The sequence below is a fragment of the Mucilaginibacter sp. SG538B genome (assembly GCF_013376065.1).
Taxonomy (GTDB): Bacteria; Bacteroidota; Bacteroidia; order Sphingobacteriales; family Sphingobacteriaceae; genus Mucilaginibacter; species Mucilaginibacter rubeus.
Map to the genome: position 1 here is coordinate 1,936,357 of NZ_JABMJI010000001.1, position 17,617 is coordinate 1,953,973.

18 protein-coding genes are annotated in these 17,617 nt (G+C 41.3%); 9 read left to right on the top strand and 9 right to left on the bottom strand.

What is annotated here, in order from left to right; all coding sequences use genetic code 11:
- Window positions 1-14: 14 nt before the first annotated feature.
- On the top strand, window positions 15-518 hold the full coding sequence (locus FHW88_RS07855; RefSeq protein WP_090526206.1) for a DUF4126 family protein: 504 nt from the start codon (window positions 15-17) through the stop codon (window positions 516-518).
- Here the strand turns inward: FHW88_RS07855 and FHW88_RS07860 are convergent.
- Window positions 497-1,624, bottom strand: coding sequence for a mechanosensitive ion channel family protein (locus tag FHW88_RS07860; RefSeq protein WP_176624420.1), 1,128 nt, complete (start codon window positions 1,622-1,624; stop codon window positions 497-499). The genes FHW88_RS07855 and FHW88_RS07860 overlap by 22 nt on opposite strands.
- A 178-nt stretch (window positions 1,625-1,802) precedes the next feature.
- Here FHW88_RS07860 and FHW88_RS07865 point away from each other — a divergent pair, with 178 nt between their 5' ends.
- Complete coding sequence (locus FHW88_RS07865) at window positions 1,803-2,420, top strand: TetR/AcrR family transcriptional regulator (protein ID WP_091163733.1); 618 nt, start codon at window positions 1,803-1,805, stop codon at window positions 2,418-2,420.
- Window positions 2,421-2,638: 218 nt separating this feature from the next.
- Here FHW88_RS07865 and FHW88_RS07870 read toward each other — a convergent pair whose 3' ends face one another.
- The 3 genes from FHW88_RS07870 to FHW88_RS07880 all read right to left on the bottom strand — a co-directional run bounded on the left by FHW88_RS07870 (window position 2,639) and on the right by FHW88_RS07880 (window position 4,921).
- Complete coding sequence (locus tag FHW88_RS07870; protein ID WP_176624422.1) at window positions 2,639-3,052, bottom strand: OsmC family protein; 414 nt, start codon at window positions 3,050-3,052, stop codon at window positions 2,639-2,641.
- A gap of 132 nt (window positions 3,053-3,184) precedes the next feature.
- Entirely contained in the window at window positions 3,185-3,604 is a 420-nt protein-coding gene (locus FHW88_RS07875; protein WP_176624424.1) for a hypothetical protein, read from the bottom strand.
- Between the two features lie 69 nt (window positions 3,605-3,673).
- On the bottom strand, window positions 3,674-4,921 hold the full coding sequence (locus FHW88_RS07880; protein ID WP_090525283.1) for a nucleoside recognition domain-containing protein: 1,248 nt from the start codon (window positions 4,919-4,921) through the stop codon (window positions 3,674-3,676).
- Window positions 4,922-5,004: 83 nt separating this feature from the next.
- Between FHW88_RS07880 and FHW88_RS07885 the strand changes: the two genes are divergently transcribed.
- The 6 genes from FHW88_RS07885 to FHW88_RS07910 all read left to right on the top strand — a co-directional run bounded on the left by FHW88_RS07885 (window position 5,005) and on the right by FHW88_RS07910 (window position 10,203).
- Window positions 5,005-5,439 carry a DinB family protein gene (locus FHW88_RS07885; protein ID WP_176624426.1) on the top strand — a complete coding sequence of 145 codons (435 nt, stop codon included), beginning with the start codon at window positions 5,005-5,007 and terminating at the stop codon, window positions 5,437-5,439.
- Window positions 5,439-5,855, top strand: a complete 417-nt coding sequence (locus FHW88_RS07890; protein WP_176624428.1) for a DUF3052 family protein — start codon at window positions 5,439-5,441, stop codon at window positions 5,853-5,855. The genes FHW88_RS07885 and FHW88_RS07890 overlap by 1 nt, the downstream gene beginning before the upstream one ends.
- Before the next feature lie 91 nt (window positions 5,856-5,946).
- Window positions 5,947-6,375: an OsmC family protein gene (locus FHW88_RS07895; protein WP_090525291.1), complete on the top strand. Its 429-nt coding sequence runs from the start codon at window positions 5,947-5,949 to the stop codon at window positions 6,373-6,375.
- Window positions 6,376-6,403: 28 nt separating this feature from the next.
- Window positions 6,404-7,243, top strand: coding sequence for a maleylpyruvate isomerase N-terminal domain-containing protein (locus FHW88_RS07900; protein ID WP_176624430.1), 840 nt, complete (start codon window positions 6,404-6,406; stop codon window positions 7,241-7,243).
- Between the two features lie 309 nt (window positions 7,244-7,552).
- Entirely contained in the window at window positions 7,553-8,929 is a 1,377-nt protein-coding gene (locus tag FHW88_RS07905) for an OmpA family protein (protein ID WP_176624432.1), read from the top strand.
- Between the two features lie 506 nt (window positions 8,930-9,435).
- Entirely contained in the window at window positions 9,436-10,203 is a 768-nt protein-coding gene (locus FHW88_RS07910; protein WP_176624434.1) for a hypothetical protein, read from the top strand.
- Between the two features lie 66 nt (window positions 10,204-10,269).
- On the opposite strand, the gene FHW88_RS07915 is transcribed toward FHW88_RS07910, so the two are convergent.
- The 5 genes from FHW88_RS07915 to FHW88_RS07935 form a co-directional block, all read right to left on the bottom strand.
- Window positions 10,270-11,133, bottom strand: a complete 864-nt coding sequence (locus tag FHW88_RS07915; RefSeq protein ID WP_090525299.1) for an alpha/beta hydrolase — start codon at window positions 11,131-11,133, stop codon at window positions 10,270-10,272.
- A gap of 4 nt (window positions 11,134-11,137) precedes the next feature.
- Complete coding sequence (locus tag FHW88_RS07920) at window positions 11,138-12,754, bottom strand: carboxylesterase/lipase family protein (RefSeq protein WP_176624436.1); 1,617 nt, start codon at window positions 12,752-12,754, stop codon at window positions 11,138-11,140.
- A 210-nt stretch (window positions 12,755-12,964) separates the two neighbouring features.
- The gene (locus FHW88_RS07925; protein WP_176624438.1) at window positions 12,965-13,768 is read right to left on the bottom strand and encodes an MBL fold metallo-hydrolase; all 804 of its coding nucleotides are present in this window, start codon (window positions 13,766-13,768) and stop codon (window positions 12,965-12,967) included.
- 32 nt (window positions 13,769-13,800) lie between these two features.
- Window positions 13,801-14,844, bottom strand: a complete 1,044-nt coding sequence (locus tag FHW88_RS07930; protein WP_176624440.1) for an EamA family transporter — start codon at window positions 14,842-14,844, stop codon at window positions 13,801-13,803.
- Between the two features lie 33 nt (window positions 14,845-14,877).
- Entirely contained in the window at window positions 14,878-15,363 is a 486-nt protein-coding gene (locus tag FHW88_RS07935) for a DoxX family protein (RefSeq protein ID WP_175489928.1), read from the bottom strand.
- Window positions 15,364-15,445: 82 nt separating this feature from the next.
- On the opposite strand from FHW88_RS07935, the gene FHW88_RS07940 reads away from it, so the two are divergent.
- Complete coding sequence (locus FHW88_RS07940) at window positions 15,446-16,951, top strand: PLP-dependent aminotransferase family protein (RefSeq protein ID WP_176624442.1); 1,506 nt, start codon at window positions 15,446-15,448, stop codon at window positions 16,949-16,951.
- Window positions 16,952-17,617: the final 666 nt, after the last annotated feature.

The following is a 17,617-nucleotide window of genomic DNA, read 5'->3' on the forward strand; positions in this document are numbered from 1 at the left end:
CGTTTATCACAGCCATGAAACTTGAAATATCAAAACCGCTTTGGCCGGTAATAGGCCTTGGTACATTAGCCGGTATGCGTACCTTATCTGCCCCTGTTGTAACTACGCATGTATTAAGTCATCATCCATCAAAGCAACTTGAAAAATCACCGCTAAGGTTCATGCAATCAACAACCGTGGCTGCTGTTTTAAAGATCTTATCTGTTACTGAAGTTATTGCGGATAAATTACCTTCAACTCCAAACCGTATAGAACCCACCGGGTTAGCGGCAAGGGGGCTATCAGGTGCTTTGGCCGGTGCAAGTATTTATAAAGCTGTTGGCGGTAAAGCATTAACCGGAGCACTGATAGGAGGGGCAGTGGCAATAGCAGCCACCTACGGAAGCTACTTCCTGCGAAAAAACACAGTTAAGGCAAATCATATTGCCGACCCATTAATTGGCGCGATTGAAGATGCTTTGGTAATAGGATCGGGTTTTGGCTTAAGCAAGCTGATTTATGCCCCGGTTGCAGGCTGAACATATTTTTCAAGCTCTCCCAGGTTACTGATCTCGTTACGCGAGCGGGGCAGGCTGCCGGGATAATTCTTTTGAATAAAGGTTACCAGGTTTTCGCGGATATAGCAACGCAGGTCAAAAGCATCTGATGAGGTACGGGAACTCATTAGTACCCTGATCTCGATAGTGTGTTCTTTAACATCAGTTACCTGTACTACTTTAACCCGTTTATCCCATAAGTTTGATTTAACTATCAGGCGTTCAAATTCTTCGCGTATAGCATCAACCGGGACTGTGTGGTCCATGTACAAAAACACGGTACCCAGGATATCTGCCGACGTACGTGTCCAATTTTGGAAGGGCTTTTGAATAAAATAATTAATGGGCAGTATCAACCTCCGCTCGTCCCAGATCTTTAAAACCACGTAAGTGAGCGTGATCTCTTCCACGCGTCCCCATTCGCCCTCCACAACCAAAACATCATCAATACGGATTGGCTGAGTAAAAGCTATTTGGAAGCCTGCGAGTAAATTACCCAACGAGGTTTGCGCGGCAAAACCAACTATGATACCACCAATGCCAACGCCGGTAAGCAAACCCGTACCTATCTTGCGCATACTTTCAAAACTAAGCAGGATAATGGCTATAGTTAAAAAGATGATGGTTACTACAATGATCTTACGGATAAACTGGATCTGTGTCCGCACCTTACGTTCTTTAAGGTTATCTACTTTATTAAGATCATAAGCGTGATAAATATAATCTTCCAGGATCCGTACAGAACGTACAAGCAAGCCTGCAAATGATATGGTAAGCAAAATCTCGATAGTTTTATCGAAGGGCTGATAATAGAGTTTGTTCATCCTCATTAACGGCGAAAACAGGTTGAGTATGAATAAGGGTATAAAATAAGCCACCGCCGGTCCCAGGTTTACAATTATTGATCGCAGGATAGAATAATCAGTATCCTTTCGCCGGGCATACACTTTAAATAACCTGGTTATGATAAATTTGGTAAAAAGGCCTATGAGTATCGCCGAAACGATAATGATCAGATTCCAGACAACAGAGGGGATCTGTTGTGAAAACTCAAGCAAATCGGGCGGCAGTCTGGTTTCTATATCCATAATCACATGCTTCTTTCCCGTATAAAATAGTTGGAATGTAAAATTGTTTTAGCAAACGACCTGTGAGCGGGTGTTGCTACATTTATTTAATGAATTTTTGATAGTTTTGTTAAAAAAGTCAGGAAATCGATTGTATTGACTTGTTTGTTTACCTGTTTAAATAAAACTTAACGAGCACATGGCAGCAGTGAATGACCAGCAGGATATTAAAAGAGAGAAAATTTTAGAAGCCTCGCACCAGCGCTTTTTACATTACGGTTATTCAAAAACTACCATGAACGAAATAGCCGGCGACCTCTCTATGTCAAAGGCCCTGCTTTATTATTATTTCCCGGATAAAAGCCAGTTGTACATTGCTGTAATGCGTAAGCTTGCTACTGACTATCTTAAAACACTTGAAAACAGGCTAAATACATTTACCAATTTAAAAGAAGCTTTCACCTTCCAGGTAAATACCCATCACGAGTTTATAGTAAACAATTATAACTTTTTTGATTTTTTCAGGCTTAACGAACAAAACCTCCCCGAAACCATTTGGCAAATAGTTAGCGAAGTTCACAGTGCCGAGCTAAACTTGTTAAGCAATGCTATTAAATCGGAAGTTGAAAAAGGAGCCATTAAGCCTGTAGAAAATCCTGACGAAGTTGTTGATGTATTGATGGACGCTTTGCACGGCATCAGGGTGGGGGCGATATCTCAAAAGAAAACTAACTTTCCGCGCAAGGAACACCTGGAAGAAATTCATCATAAAAAACTACTCCTGCTTGATATTTTTATCAAAGGATTGATGTACTAAAGTCATCTTAAGGTATAAATACTCCATACTGTCAGTTAGCCGTCAAATGAATTGGCTGTTAAATATTATGGCTATTATTTATGGGTACATTTGTACTTACAAATAATTTAATAGCCAGGTATTACCTCCCTGTTTAGTTATTATAAAATACTTCTTTTTTAAGAGGTGATTGTTTTAGAGTGATTTAGCCCGCATAGCTTTTTGCCGTGCGGGCTTTTTTATGGGTTGATATTTGTACGGATAGCAATATTGCCGGTCAATATTTTATGTACCGGGCATGCATTTGCTATTTTCAATAACCGGTCTCTTTGTTCGTCATTTACTTCACCTTTAAAGCTAATTTTAGTTTCAATGCGTGTACCACTTAAAGTCTTAAACATTTCAACATCGGCTTTAATTTCCTCTATAGGCCACATTTTACGGTTAATGTACATGCGTAGGGTGATTGCAGTGCAGCTTGCGAGGCTCGCCAGTAACAAACTAAATGGGTTCATGCCTGTATTGCTGCCTTCGGCCTCAAGGGGTTCATCGGTTATAAGGCCATGCCCACCGCTGTTAACTACTGTTTGATATTGAGTGAGTCCTATAAGTGCAGTAGCTGTTTCTATCAACTCAATTCCGGTTTCTTCCATAAGGCGTTTAAATAGAGTATTGTTATTAATAAATTAAGCTTAGTCCTTAGTCCTAAGGCATGAGTTCTAAGTATAGAAAAGCAAAAAAACAGATTGGCGACTTCCGACTCAATATTATCGACTTAATTTTCTTTATTCGGGTGTTTCATTAATATCAACCAGGTTCCAGTTCTTTTTCAGAAATTTGGGGCCGCCATTATATTTCAGTATCACTTCAAAATTGGTACGGTTTGTTTCACCCTGGCTATCTGTTGAAAGAACATACGATTTGATAATAAAAACAGAGTCGGCCTTTTTGCCAAATTGATATCTGTCGTCAGGAAAAGAGATATTTCCCGAACGTATGGTTGGGATTACAAATTCCTTCGCAATTTTATAAGCATCATCGGCATTAGGCATTTTGCTAAATGAAAGCACCTCCGTAACATCACCGGATATGGCAAACTTTACCATAATAAAAATAAATACTACACCAGCGATGATAATAGCGTAGACGCCTTTCATAGCGCGCTTTTTTTTTAGCTGCTTTTCTTTAAGATAAGTTTGAGTCATTAGTTTATAAAGGGTGCGATAAAATTAGCAATTAATTTGATGAATAAACACCCCTTTGTTAAGCGGTAATTATGGCTGATGGCCGAAGAACAAATAAGCAATAAAAATAGCCGCAATAACGCCGGCCAAATCGGCAATAAGTCCTGCCGGAATAGCATAACGCGATTTTTTAATACCCACCGAACCAAAGTATAAAGCAACGATGTAAAAAGTAGTATCGGCCGAACCGTTAAAGATCCCGGCAAGCCGCCCCGCAAATTTATCGACACCAAAATTTTGCATTACCGTTATCATCATACCTTTTGAGCCCGAACCGCTAAGTGGTTTTAAGTAAGCCACGGGCATAGCATCTACAAAGCGTGTATCTAAATTAAACTGAACACAAACCCAGCGTAAGCCTTCATTCATATAATCCAACGCGCCGCAATTCCTGAACACGCTGATCCCAACCAGCATAGCTACCAGATAGGGAATTATCTTTACTGAGGTTTCAAAGCCGCCTTTAGCGCCCTCTACAAAAACTTCAAATACGTTTACCTTTTTTATAAGGCCGCCCACGATAAATATTACCGGTATGGTAAACAACATCACATTGCTTATAACTGATGATACCGTACTGATCTGCTCTTTGGTTAGCTGCGTGGTAAAGTACCATACCACCAATGTAATGAAAGCGGTAACGCCGCCAAGCCAGCCAATAATAACCCTGTCAAAAAGATTGATTTTTTGCTTAATGGCCACTGCTATTAAGCCAACTACCGTGGCTACATAGGTAGCAATGATACAAGGTAAAAATACTTCGGCCGGATCTTTTGAATTAAGGATGGCCCTTTGTGCGATGATGGTAACGGGTAATAACTGCAAGCCGGATGTATGCAGCACCAGGAACATGATCTGGGCATTTGAAGCTGTTTCTTTATCTGGATTCAGCTCCTGCAGGCTGCCCATCGCTTTTAAGCCAAGCGGTGTAGCTGCGTTATCGAGGCCCATTAAATTGGCCGAAAAGTTCATCATCATCTGGCCCGTAGCGGGGTGATCTTTAGGTACATCGGGAAACAATCGGCTAAAGAAAGGTCTTACTATCCGTGATAAAAAATTAATAGCTCCAGCTTTTTCGCCAATGTTCAGAATGCCTAGCCAGAATGCCATAGAGCCAATCAGCGGCAAAGCGATATCCATTACCGACGATTTTGACGAATTAAATAATCCTTCAACCAATAATTTGAAAGCTTCTGTATCGCCAAAAAAAACTAATTTTATGAGTGAAACTACAAATGCAATTACAAAAAAAGCTATCCAGATATAGTTAAGCGCCATAGTAATGTTTAAGGCTTTGAAGTTAGTGCTTTTGCTGTTTAATATGAAATACTGATACTTTTATACTACCGATAAACCAATAAATGAACGACACTATCCATAAACTCAACGGAATTATAGATAATGTAAGGCAACTTAAAAGCTATGACATTGACTGGGCCTATAAGGCATCGCCCGCTAAATGGTCAAAAAAAGAAGTGATTGGCCATTTGATTGACAGTGCTCAAATTAACCTGCAGCGTTTTGTGCGTTGCACCTATGAAGAAAACTTCAGACTTACCTACCAACAGGTAGAATGGGTTGCTGCCGCACGTTACCAGGATGCTGACATTAACGAATTGATTGAACTTTGGGCCTTGCTGAACCTGCAGATTGTACGGGTGTTAGAGAATTACCCTGCCGACAGATGGAGTGCCCGCTGTGACAACAGCAAACACGAACCAAACCTGCAAACTGTAGAATGGCTTGCCGCCGACTATGTTGATCATATGCTGCATCATCTAAAAGATATATTGTAATGGCTGGCTATTCGGGTACACCACTGGCAAAGAAACTGGGCATAAAAGCAGGCGGGAAGCTGTTGCTTGTTAATGCCCCTGACCATTACCTTGATCTGTTTAGCGACATGCCTCCTGATGTTTATTTTACAGATGATATTTCATTTGAAATTGATGTGATCCATTTCTTTAGCAAAAGTGCGGATGAATATCGGGTTAAGCTGCCTGAACTGATAAAGCAAATTAAACAGAACGGCATGATTTGGGTATCCTGGCCCAAAAAGGCTTCAAAAGTAGTTACTGATATTACAGAAGATTTGATCAGGAACTTTGCTTTGCAAATGGGGTTGGTTGATATCAAGGTTTGCGCGGTTGATGAAGTGTGGTCGGGTTTAAAGCTGGTGATCCCCGTTAAAAACAGGAAATATGTGGTATAGGTCATTTTTGGTTAAAACCAGTTAAACAAACGGCACTGCGTTTTAGCATAAGCACTTAATTGTATAACTTAGCGCAATAATACCCGATAATATGGCTCAGATTGAATTAAAACGTGTACATGGCGATTTTGGCTTTGAAGCTGTTGACGCTAACGGTCACACCGTAAAAATGGACAGCAGTCCGGAAAGTGGCGGCCAGGATTTTGGCATCCGCCCAATGCAAATGCTTTTAATGGGCCTGGCTGGTTGCTCGGCAATTGATGTGATCAGTATCCTGAAAAAACAGCGCCAGGAAATTACCGACTATAAAATGGTGGTTAATGGCGAGCGGGAAGCCGGTAAAGAACCTTCATTATGGGAGGATGTGGATATTGAATTTCATATTTATGGCAATGTTGATGAGGATAAAGCTGTACGGGCTGCCGAGCTTTCTATTAATAAATACTGCTCAGTTGCTGCAACACTTGCAAAAGCCGGTGCTGAAATTAACTGGAAAGTAATTGTTCACCCTGCTCAATAACATAGTTATTACTCGTTGAAAATACCAGATGGCGGAACAGGAAGTACCTATTAAAACAGTTCACCTGTTCCCCCTGTTGGACCAAAAGCTAATAGAACTGCTTAGATCCTTATCGACCGACGACTGGAACAGGCCTACATTAGCAAAGCTTTGGACTGTAAAGGATATTGCCGCTCATTTACTTGATGGTAACATGCGCGTCATTTCTTCCGCTCACCAGTTTGCCGGCGACCCTCCTTCAAATCCCATTAATAACTATAGTGATTTAGTTGTTTTTTTGAACGGATTAAACGCTACCTGGGTAAACGCTATGAAGCGTGTAAGCCCACAGTTGCTTACCGATCTTTTAGAAACTACAGGCAAACAATACAGCGAAATAATGACTGCTGCTGATTTGTTTGCGCCTGCACCATTTTCAGTAGCCTGGGCAGGTGAAGATGAATCTGTTAACTGGTTTCACATAGCCCGCGAATACACCGAAAAGTTTCATCACCAACAACAGATCCGCGAAGCCGTTGGCAAACAAGGTATCCTTACTGTTGAATTGTTTTATCCCTGTATCGACACCTTTATGTGCGGATTGCCGCATGCATATCGTACGGTCAACGCAAATGCCGGTACGCTAATTCAAATTACTGTAACTGGCGAAGCCGGAGGTAACTGGTACCTGCTTAAAATGGCTGAGGGCTGGACACTCATCAAAAATGCCGGGTCTGTGCCGGATACTATAGTAACTTTATCGCCTGATATTGCCTGGAAGGCGTTCACCAAAGGCATCGATCCGCAAACAGCATTGGAGGCATCTAATATCAGCGGCAATATTAACCTTGGCGAAAATCTGTTTAATATGGTTGCCGTAATGGCGTAACAACTATTTTGCTTATTTACTCCTTATTTGTACAAAACTGTATTCTTTTTTACTCATTAACCATTCGGTACAAAAAGTTAAAAGCAGGCCGTTCATTACTACTCAAAAAGGAGCTTAACCATATCATAAAAAATCGGGCGATTTACTTAGTTAGTCAGCGGTTTATATCAAATTTCTGTTTTTTTTTTCGATTTGTTTTTGACTTGTCTAATATTGGGTATTGGGGTTGCAAAATGCCGATGGCATCAATGTTGGATTACCCGGTGTACGTTTTACTTGAATGTTAAACGTATAATTAAATATATAGATATGAAAACAAATTTAAAAAAAGCCTCATTGCTTCTTACAGGAGTTATGATTGGCAGTAAATTATTCGCTCAGTCGACAGATACCTCAGCTACAGCAAAAGATTACGTGAGGCCCTTTTCGGGTGGTGGTGAACTGCGCACATGGTCAATAGGTGTACATGGTGGTTTGTTAACCCCTTTTACCATATTTGGACGCAATAACAGGCAGGATTTTACCAGCCCAACCGAACAGTTTGGTTACGGCGGATACATTAAAAAACAAATATTGCCATCCTTGGGCTTACAGGCCGACTTCCTTCGCGGTAAATTAACTTCATCAAACAGTCAACCTAACGCAGCAGGTACTTCTCCCTATGATTCATACTCTACTAAATTAAACTGGTCGGCAGCTTTAAGTGCTAATATTACGCTGGCTAACATCAATTGGCGCCATGAAAAGCCGTTTATTCAGCCTTATTTAACCGCAGGTGTTGGTAATTTGAACTACACACCAAGGATTACCCCGGTTGGCGGGCAACAGGAAAACTTTAAGAAAACCGATAACGGCCATATCAACGAATTGTTTATCCCGGTTGGCTTAGGTTTGAAATTTGACCTTGTACCAGGTATAAACCTTGATTTAGGTTACCAGGTTAACTTTGTACAGGCCGATAACCTTGACGGATATAAGTATGGGGCGGGTGATGACAGGTTTTCATACGCGCATATTGGTTTAGAGTTTGCCCTTGGTAATAAGAAAAAACACCAGATGGCAACTCATAATCCCGTATCGTCAATGCGTACAGAGTACCAATGGGAAAACCAGCGTACCCGCGCCGAACTACAGCAACAGATTGATGCTGAAAAAGCAAAAAATGCGCAGCTGGCCAGCGACCTTGCAACAACCAATGCCAATCTTGCCAAATTAACTACCGACAGCGACGGTGACGGTGTTGTGGACGTAAACGATAAATGCCCTAACACACCAGCCGGCCAAAAAGTTGATGGCTCAGGTTGTCCTTTGGCTAAACCGGTAGTTTATGTTACTGAAGAAGATAAAAAAGTGGTTAAAGACGCTATCAAAAACCTTGAGTTTGATTTGGGTAAAGCTACCATTCGTGCGCATTCATATCCAAGTTTGGATAGGGTAGCACAGTTATTAGTTGATAAAAACTTTAGCCTGAAACTTGCTGGCCATACTGACAATACAGGTTCGGCTGATTTAAACATGCGTTTATCAAAAGATCGTGCTGAATCGGTTAAATCATACCTCGCAAGCAAAGGTGCAAATCCATCGCGTATTGAAGCAACCGGCTATGGTCAAACACAGCCAATAGCTACAAACAAAACAGCTGCAGGCCGTCAGGCTAACCGCAGGGTTGAATTTACCTTGTATTAACAAAGGTTGTTAAACCTTAAATAAGTAAAAAGCTGCTCAATTGAGTGGCTTTTTTGCTTTCATATTTAGCAACCAAACCAGGGATTGGTTGAATAGGCAGGATTTTAATCGATTCGCCAATACCATCATCCCGTGTAATTTCTTGTAGCAGGAGCGGGTAACGGTTGTGATACGAGGGAATCGTTAACAGCGATCAAGTGTTGAGTATGTGCGCTCAATTTTGTTGTAAATTGATCTGTATTTATTTATCCGTGACATTTATAAGCAACGTTATTTAATATCAGTGTAAATTAAAACAAAGTCATTTTAAAGATTACTCAACATAACCGTTTATTGCAGCGGGTGGTGAATAATATCCGCTTTTTAGTTAAGGTTAAAGGTTATATGCTGCCGGTAACTCTTGAGCGTATCAAACTGACTTTTTTATGACTTTTTTAATTACAAATTAAGAAACAGCTCTTGTTATCACTTGTTCAAATCATACATCTCATTATTATAAATTAGCTATGAAAGCAATCCTGGTAGTTCACAATCTCAAAAAAGAAAGCAATTATGCACTTACTTACGCCGGTAATTTAGGTGATAAATTAAAAACCAAAGTAATTGTTATGAACACGGTACCGGAGCCGATGAGTGTTCAGTTATCTGATACTACCAAGCAGGATATATTTGATAATGAGGAATTCAGTTTTAAAGATCAAAATAAAGGCATCGAAAAGATAGTTTTCCTTAACTATCTGGATACTTTGGGGATGTCGCTCCACGCAATTATAGCTAAATATGATATAGGTTTAATTATCAAAGGGGTTGACGGAACTGCAAAAGAAATTAATGAACAGCTTGTGCCTGTTTTAAATCATTCATGCTGCCCCTTACTGGCCGTTCCGGAAGGTGCCTCATTCAATATTACGAATATGGGATACCTTGCCGATCTTCGTTATGCCAAAAAGGATATCGTAAGCCTTTTAAGTAAAATGAGTGAAGCAATGGATGTAAAGGCATCACTTTTTAATATAACTGAATCGGGATTACCCCATATGCATAATGATTATGCTGATGCTGTGTTCAGGCAATTGTTCTCCGGTTCAAGGCTGAACCTGGTGAATATCAAGGAGCGGGATATCATGAAAACCGTTGATGTACTGGCCAATATAATGCGGGTTGATTTTTTTGTATTGAGCAACCGCAGCTCACAATTAAATGGGTTATGGGATTGGGAGAATATGGAGAATGAAGAACATGCCCATCTACCGGCGCTTATCTTTCCATGCTGAAAATAGCGTAAATATAAAGGGAAGATACTGTGATCGATCTTCCCTTTATATATTCAATTTGGTCTTTTATAAAACGTAAACACCATTTGCTTTCAGAACTTTGCTGAAAAACAACAAATGCCCCGGCAAGGCGTTTTGCCAAAACTCCCAGGTATGGCCTCCTGGTTGTTCGGAATAATCATGTGGAGTATGGTTATAAACCAATCTGCGGTGTAATTCACGGTTGGGCTCAAGCAAAAAGTCATCAACTCCTATATTAATAACCAATGGCAGCCCGTTTTTACGGATCTGATCTGCCATGTTCACAACAGAATATTGCAGATAAGTATCGGGCGTCATAGGCCCCCAAATCTTATCAAGCATTTTGCTAAGCATCTCAAACCTGTCGGGCGGAAGTTTCCAGGTTGTCATGTTGGGGTCAAGGGCTCCGCTCATGCTCCCTGCTGCTGCGAAAAGGTCAGGATGTTTGGTCGAGAGATACAACGAACCAAAGCCCCCCATGGATAAACCTGTGATAAGCCTGCCTTTTTTATCATTGATAGTGCGGTATTTGCTATCGATAAAAGGGATCACCTCTTTAATAATATAAGTTTCAAACTTGCTGTTAGGATCAATCGGGCTATCAACATAGTAGCTGAAGATTTCACCTTCCGGCATTACAATAATGATATTATACTGATCGGAGAGATCTTTCACCAGTGATTTATCCGGTGTTTTCGACAGCCAGTCGTCAAAATGGCCGTAGCCGCCATGCAGAAGATAGAGTACCGGGAAACTGGCTTTACTTTTTGCATATGCCTTCGGAAAGACAATCGCCGCTTTGTAAGTTTTGTTCATAGCTGCGCTGGGGATTTGTACCGTGTCAACTTTGGCAGCAAATACCCATACGCAGCAAAACAACAGCGTAAATGTTAGAACTATTCTTTTCATATACTTAGGGTTTAGGGGCAGCTGCTACTATTTTTAATAATTCATCATCAGGGTGGTTTTTAACTACGCATTGGTTGTCCAATATCATTGTTGCACCATTTTCGGCAGTATATGCCGGCCAGTTAGGTAATGATGGCGTATTCGGGTTGCCGGTTTTGGCAAAATTTATCCATGCGCTGCTTATTTTATCGGCAAGGGCATATGCTTCCTTACCGCCGCCGGTCATTTCCTGGCAACGGGCTATGTTATTAAACTGAAAAGCAATATCCATACAGTGCATGGCTTTATACATACCTCCATTTACGGGCGATTGCCAGGTAAACAGGTACATATACACCGGGGCCGCGCCACTAACAGCCTTTTCATTGGCCTGTTTAATGGCTAATGAGCGGAAGTTAAATTCAATGTCGGTATATTCTGATGGTTTTGAGATTGTTGGATACGCTTTTTGAGCAGCAGCGATATAAGCGTCGGTTTTATCGCCGTATTTCTTTTGCAGGGCAGTCTTTAACTCATCCATTGTTTGGCTTTTGGGGCCGGGAACAAATGGAGCAAACTCGTTTTTGGTAGTGCCTACCAGCAGCGGAACATTTTTAGACAATGCCTTGGCGGCAGCATCAGAGGGCTGATAAGGCAGAAAATCGCCGTCTAAAGCAGGACCCCAGCCGTTCATGGTTCTGCCTTCTTTCTTTAAATCGGCTGAAACCTTGCGCATTGCTTTTTTACCCGCTTCGTTCAGTACATCATAAGGCAGTTTTTGAAGAGAATCAACCTGTGAAGGCTGCAGGTGAAGTTCTTCCAATAATGCAGCGGCAATTTTTTGGGTAACCGGTTTTTCATTAAAATTGGTGATATAGCTGCCGCTTTCAACAATGGCATTTTTAAATAAACCTTTTACTGATGGCGCGTTCATTAAACAGGTAACCTTGCCGCCGCCGCCCGACTGCCCAAAGATGGTCACATTATCAGGATCGCCGCCAAACTGGGTTATATTTTGTTTTACCCATTCCAGGGCCAATTTCAAATCGAGCAGGCCCGCGTTTGCAGAGCCCTTATATTTATCACCATAGGCTGAAAGATCAAGAAAGCCCAAAATGTTTAACCGGTGATTTACCGACACCAGTACCACATCTCCCTTTTTAGCCAGGTTTTCACCATCATACGATGGAAGCTCAATTGATGAACCGGCAGTAAAGCCGCCACCATGCAGCCAAACCATTACCGGGCGTTTTTTGCCATCGTTCAGTTTCTGTGTCCATACATTGAGCGACTGGCAGTGTTCATTTGAATAACCCAGATCATGCTGAAAGGCAAATTCAAATTCGTCGTTAACAGTTGTAGTTGGATCGGTAGGACAAACCGGACCGTAAGTTTTTGAACTGCGTACATCTGTCCATGGCGCAGGTTTTTCGGGCGCCATAAACCGGTCGGCTTTGGCGTAGGGGATACCTTTAAATGTAAAAATGCCATTGTGAAGATAGCCTTTTACTTTTCCGCTTTCGGTTGATGTTACAGCCACATCGTTCCCGGCGACAACTGGTTCGTTGCTGCTTTGGCAAAACGCCGTTACGGGTAAAAAGCAAATGAGTAAAAGCAGCATGAGGGTACTGTTTTTTTTCATGATTGTATTTGGTTAAATTGGTTTAAACTTCGTGATCCGAAACTGGCTTCCGGAATTGAAAGATAGCTAATTACCAATAATTGGCGAGGATCTTTATCCACTGGTAATAGCTATTGTGTAAATATAACACAATGGATTAGCCAAATACAACTATATCATACTTTTTACTTTAAAAAAATTTCAGCTGAAAACGTAGTTAATTTAATATAATTATAATCCATAGCTATCCTTATACCGCTGCATCGAAGTTTCAAATATTTCCATCGCGTTGCCCTCGATATCCTGGTTTTCAAATGCTCCATACACAGTATCAAAATTAAGCATGGATGCTTTTTGATATGCTTTGACAAATTCTTCCTTGGCGAGTAATATAATATTAGGATAGCTGTACATAATAGCCATATGCCGTTTGCTTCTGGCTATATTAAATGTATCACCACAAAGCATAGTTCCATTAGGTGTAAAGCCTGCAATGTGCAACACACAGCTGCCCGCAAAATGACCGCCGATATGTACTACGCTTATGCCATCCCAAAGTTGTGTGGTGTTACCACCCCATAAGTAGATATACGGAGAATTAAAAGGTATCCATTCGGCGTCATTTTGGTGTATATAGATTGGGCAGCCAAATTCGGCGGCCCAGTCATTCATATTACTATAATAATGCGGATGTGAAAACGCGATAGCTTTTAATCCGCCTTTAGCCCGGATAAATTCAATTGTAGCATCATCCAGGTACGGAATACAATCCCACAAAATGTTACCTCCCGGAGAGATAAGGAGCAGGGCCCTTTGGGCAATTGCAAAGTCTGGTTGTATTTTGAGTGCATACAGATGTTTATTTAACTGTGTTATTTTGATGGTGCGGTTCTTAAGTTCGGCTGGCGTATTCCATTGCTGTCCACTCTCCGGAACGTATTGTCGATCATCGGTACAAATTGGACAAAATTGGGGTGTTACCGGCCCGGCTAAAAGCTGGGTGCCGCATGTGCTACATATGATGGTTTTATTCATTGTTTTATAAAGTGTTATTTAGGGAGATGATTTTAGATCCGGTAAGCTATTTTAGCCAATGCTTTGATCTGTTCCAAATCGGAAGCAGGGTTGAGGTGGTTGCAGTTACCTGTTTGTTCAACTGTTTCGGTCACAGGTTTTTTAAACGTAAGCTTCCCATACTTTGAAAGATTTACAAGCAATACGCTGAGCAAGATCACAATTAACCCCAAAAACTGCATTAACGAAATACTTTCATGTGCAAAGCAAACCCCAAGTAATACGGCGATAACCGGATTTACATACGAATGGGTGCTCACCTGCGTTGCAGGCCTTACCTGCAGCAGCCATACATAAGCGCTGAATGCCCCAATTGATCCGAATATGATAAGGTAAACGATAGCCATCCATGACTGAGCCGGAACAGTAGCGAGATCAAATCCGTTAAACTCCTGGTGAATAATGGCAGCCGGTACAAAAGCCAAACCGGCAATGATCATTTGCCAGGAAGTATTTACCCTTGCCGGAGCTGTACCGCCCCGCTTTTTTGAATATAATGATCCTGCCGACCATGCGACAGGACCAGCCAGTAACAATAGTAATCCTGTTAATTTTGCATGGTCCATAGTACTGGTGACTGATTTTAGGAAGGCTTCACCAAAAAGGAGCAGGATTCCTGCAAAGCCGATGATGAGGCCGAATATGGTCGATTTATTTTTTAGGTTTACCCGCCAGTTAGCTTTATCTAATATGATGAACCATATCGGGTTCACGGAAACCATAATGGCAACCATGGCACTGGGGATATTGCGCTCGACCCAGATCACTATACCTGTAGCTATGAATAGGGTAAGCAGCCCGCAGATACCGGAGGTAATGATATCGCGCTTAACAAATATGTTGTCGCCCTTAATGTAGCACCAGCCAAGTAATAAAATACCCGCGGTAAAAAAACGAAATGCACCCATCAGCATGGGAGGGAAGCCCTGAATTGCCATTTGTATAAAGAAATAGGTTGACCCCCATACTATATAAACAGTAGCAAAGGCTATGATCACTAAAAGGGGGGATGCTTTTGTATTTGCTGTAATTGCCATGATTATTTTATTGGTTAGAGATGTTTGCTGATTTTAATTGGTTTGCAATGATTGGTAAGCCGTAAGCTTTTTGTTCACAATACGTGAGGCGAACCATTTATCCAAGCTCCATGAATATTGGGACGTCCCGGCCAGCAGAAAACTTGCGGCGCTCAAAGTAAACACTGAGTAACCTAAAGGCGATTCGACGCCGAAGGAAATTGCCATCGCGATAGCAAAACATAAACTAAGGATACCGCTGCCGATAGCTGCCACGCGGGTAAATAAGCCAAGGATGAGTAATATGCCAAAACCGCCTTCGCCAATGGTTGCAATAGTTGCCAGCGGATTTATGATGCCATTGGGCAGGAAACTCATTACCTGTTTGGCATAGGCAATAAAATGTTTCCAGTCGCCCCAGCTAACGTGTGCGTGACCGTTTGGGCCAAATAAGCCGAGGCGGTCGGCTACTTCCCACAGGTAGCTTACTCCAATGGCTAACCTCAGGTATATGGACGATATTTTTTGATTGAGTTGCATAAGTATTATTTTTTGATGATCAAAAATACCATGCTTTTGGACTATACTTGTAGTCCAGAAAACAGATTAAAGATAGTCCAGAATGATGCTCATTGAAAGTTTATTAAGTGTAGATAAAAGCAGCCAGGTGCCCGTGTATTTGCAAATAAGCAACGGCATTATCAATTATATCAGGCAGGGGACCTTAAAACCAGGCTCTGCGCTTCCTGCCAGTCGTGCATTGGCGGCATCGTTAAACGTACATCGTAAAACAGTAGTAGCAGCTTACGACGAACTTTATGCGCAAAGCTGGGTTGATGTTATAGCGCGTAAGGGGATTTACGTAGCTAAAAACCTGCCCGATGTTACACCCCGGCCTATTGAAAAAGCTGTTCTGAAACATAGCCTGGCAAATGAAACTTCGTTCAATGTTGATGATAACAGGATCAACCCTCAGCGTATGTTTGTGGATATGCCTGATGGCAATATTACGTTTACCGAAGGGTTTCCAGATACCCGCATTGCGCCTGTCGACCTGATGGTGCGCGAATACAGACGGATGGCAGGTTATCATTTTACGCATAAATACCTGATGTATGGGCTGGAGCAGGGTTCCGAAAATTTAAGGAACGAACTTGCCCGTTTTTTGGGTGAAACCCGTGGCTTGCATGTAACACCTAATGATATTTTAATAACCAAAGGCGTTCAAATGGCACTTTACCTGTGCGCACAGGTACTGATTAATAAAAATGATATTGTAATTGTAGGTAACCCAGGCTACAGTGGTGCAAATGAGGTGTTTGAGCAAGCGGGCGCCAGGTTGGAATTTGTTCCTGTGGATGACTACGGTATTGATATCAATGCTGTTGACGCTATTTGTAAAGCACAAAAAGTACGTATGCTGTACGTGGTGCCGCATCATCATCAGCCTACTACGGTGACGCTGAGCTCGGAGAGGCGTATGCATTTACTCGAACTGGCAGCAAAATATCAGTTTGCCATTATTGAAGATGATTACGACTTTGACTTTCATTATACAAGCGGCCCTATTTTACCGCTGGCCAGTGCCGATTATTATGGCAATGTAATATATGTGGGTTCATTTTGCAAAACCATCGCGCCGGGCATTCGCATTGGCTTTATGGTTGCGCCGGCTAATTTTTTATTACAAGCCACCCGCTTACGCAGGCTGATTGACCGCCAGGGGGAGCACCTGTTGGAAGAAGCTATGGCAAGTTTATTAAAGAACGGAGACATTGGCAGGCACCTGAAAAAAGCCAATAAACTGTATCACGAACGACGGGATGTCCTTTGCAAATTACTGCAGGAGCAATTGGGCGATTATATTTCCTTTAAAATACCGTGTGGCGGTTTTGCCATATGGGTTAAATACCTCCATGATCTGGACACTGCTGTTGTTTCAGAAAAAGCTAATGAACTGGGGCTGTCTATAGGTGCGGGGCATGATTATTATTATGATAAAACATTTAAACACAGTTTTGTACGGATAGGGTTTGCGTCATTAAACGAAAAGGAAATGCATGAAGCAGTAAATATCTGGAAAAAGGCCATTCTTAAATGTCTTCCAAAATTTAAAAGTTTGGCATAGGGGATTAAACGCCATAATAGGATGAATTTGTTAATATCGTGTCATGCTATGGCAGTTGTTGTCATGCTTTTAAGTTAGAGATTTTCTGCCAAAATTTACGTTTGTCATGCCAGTGACAAATTGTCGGTTAATTTTTTTTAAAATGCTAAGACCTCTAATATGTAAAAATCAGGGAATAGTTTTTTTACAAAAAAAAGTTTGGCGATGAGTTTTTGTAGCCGCAAAGCAGGCTAAGAAATTAATGAGCGAAATAATTTTCTCCAAAAATAAATTTGTGCTTGTTTGCCCGCTTTTTTTTAAATAATTCGGCAAAAAATAATTTTTCGGCTTTTTTTACCCCGATTTAAGCCTGTTTTTTTTCGTTAAGCGCAAAACTCTGGGTTAAATTTAATAAACACCAGTTTTTGAAGGTAGTTTCAAAGAAAAAATCCATTTTGAAAATGACGTTTTTGGGCTTAAAGTATTGATTTATAGGGCTGATTTTTTAATGGCATGTTTTTAGCCGAACCGGTGACAGGAATGATACAATTGTTCTTGCATCCCTGCCACAGCATGCCTGTAGGAACGGTTGTATTTCCTGAAAACATTGTTAGTTCAGTAATCAAAACATTAAAAAAATTAAAGTTATGTTAACCGTATTAGAAGTTGCCCTTTTCTTAGCTGTTA

Bases quoted from the DNA above. Each gene is read 5' to 3' on its own strand.
- FHW88_RS07855 (WP_090526206.1), top strand. From the start codon at position 15: ATGAAACTTGAAATATCAAAACCGCTTTGGCCGGTAATAGGCCTTGGT.
- FHW88_RS07860 (WP_176624420.1), bottom strand. From the start codon at position 1,624: ATGGATATAGAAACCAGACTGCCGCCCGATTTGCTTGAGTTTTCACAA.
- FHW88_RS07865 (WP_091163733.1), top strand. From the start codon at position 1,803: ATGGCAGCAGTGAATGACCAGCAGGATATTAAAAGAGAGAAAATTTTA.
- FHW88_RS07870 (WP_176624422.1), bottom strand. From the start codon at position 3,052: ATGGAAGAAACCGGAATTGAGTTGATAGAAACAGCTACTGCACTTATA.
- FHW88_RS07875 (WP_176624424.1), bottom strand. From the start codon at position 3,604: ATGACTCAAACTTATCTTAAAGAAAAGCAGCTAAAAAAAAAGCGCGCT.
- FHW88_RS07880 (WP_090525283.1), bottom strand. From the start codon at position 4,921: ATGGCGCTTAACTATATCTGGATAGCTTTTTTTGTAATTGCATTTGTA.
- FHW88_RS07885 (WP_176624426.1), top strand. From the start codon at position 5,005: ATGAACGACACTATCCATAAACTCAACGGAATTATAGATAATGTAAGG.
- FHW88_RS07890 (WP_176624428.1), top strand. From the start codon at position 5,439: ATGGCTGGCTATTCGGGTACACCACTGGCAAAGAAACTGGGCATAAAA.
- FHW88_RS07895 (WP_090525291.1), top strand. From the start codon at position 5,947: ATGGCTCAGATTGAATTAAAACGTGTACATGGCGATTTTGGCTTTGAA.
- FHW88_RS07900 (WP_176624430.1), top strand. From the start codon at position 6,404: ATGGCGGAACAGGAAGTACCTATTAAAACAGTTCACCTGTTCCCCCTG.
- FHW88_RS07905 (WP_176624432.1), top strand. From the start codon at position 7,553: ATGAAAACAAATTTAAAAAAAGCCTCATTGCTTCTTACAGGAGTTATG.
- FHW88_RS07910 (WP_176624434.1), top strand. From the start codon at position 9,436: ATGAAAGCAATCCTGGTAGTTCACAATCTCAAAAAAGAAAGCAATTAT.
- FHW88_RS07915 (WP_090525299.1), bottom strand. From the start codon at position 11,133: ATGAAAAGAATAGTTCTAACATTTACGCTGTTGTTTTGCTGCGTATGG.
- FHW88_RS07920 (WP_176624436.1), bottom strand. From the start codon at position 12,754: ATGAAAAAAAACAGTACCCTCATGCTGCTTTTACTCATTTGCTTTTTA.
- FHW88_RS07925 (WP_176624438.1), bottom strand. From the start codon at position 13,768: ATGAATAAAACCATCATATGTAGCACATGCGGCACCCAGCTTTTAGCC.
- FHW88_RS07930 (WP_176624440.1), bottom strand. From the start codon at position 14,844: ATGGCAATTACAGCAAATACAAAAGCATCCCCCCTTTTAGTGATCATA.
- FHW88_RS07935 (WP_175489928.1), bottom strand. From the start codon at position 15,363: ATGCAACTCAATCAAAAAATATCGTCCATATACCTGAGGTTAGCCATT.
- FHW88_RS07940 (WP_176624442.1), top strand. From the start codon at position 15,446: ATGATGCTCATTGAAAGTTTATTAAGTGTAGATAAAAGCAGCCAGGTG.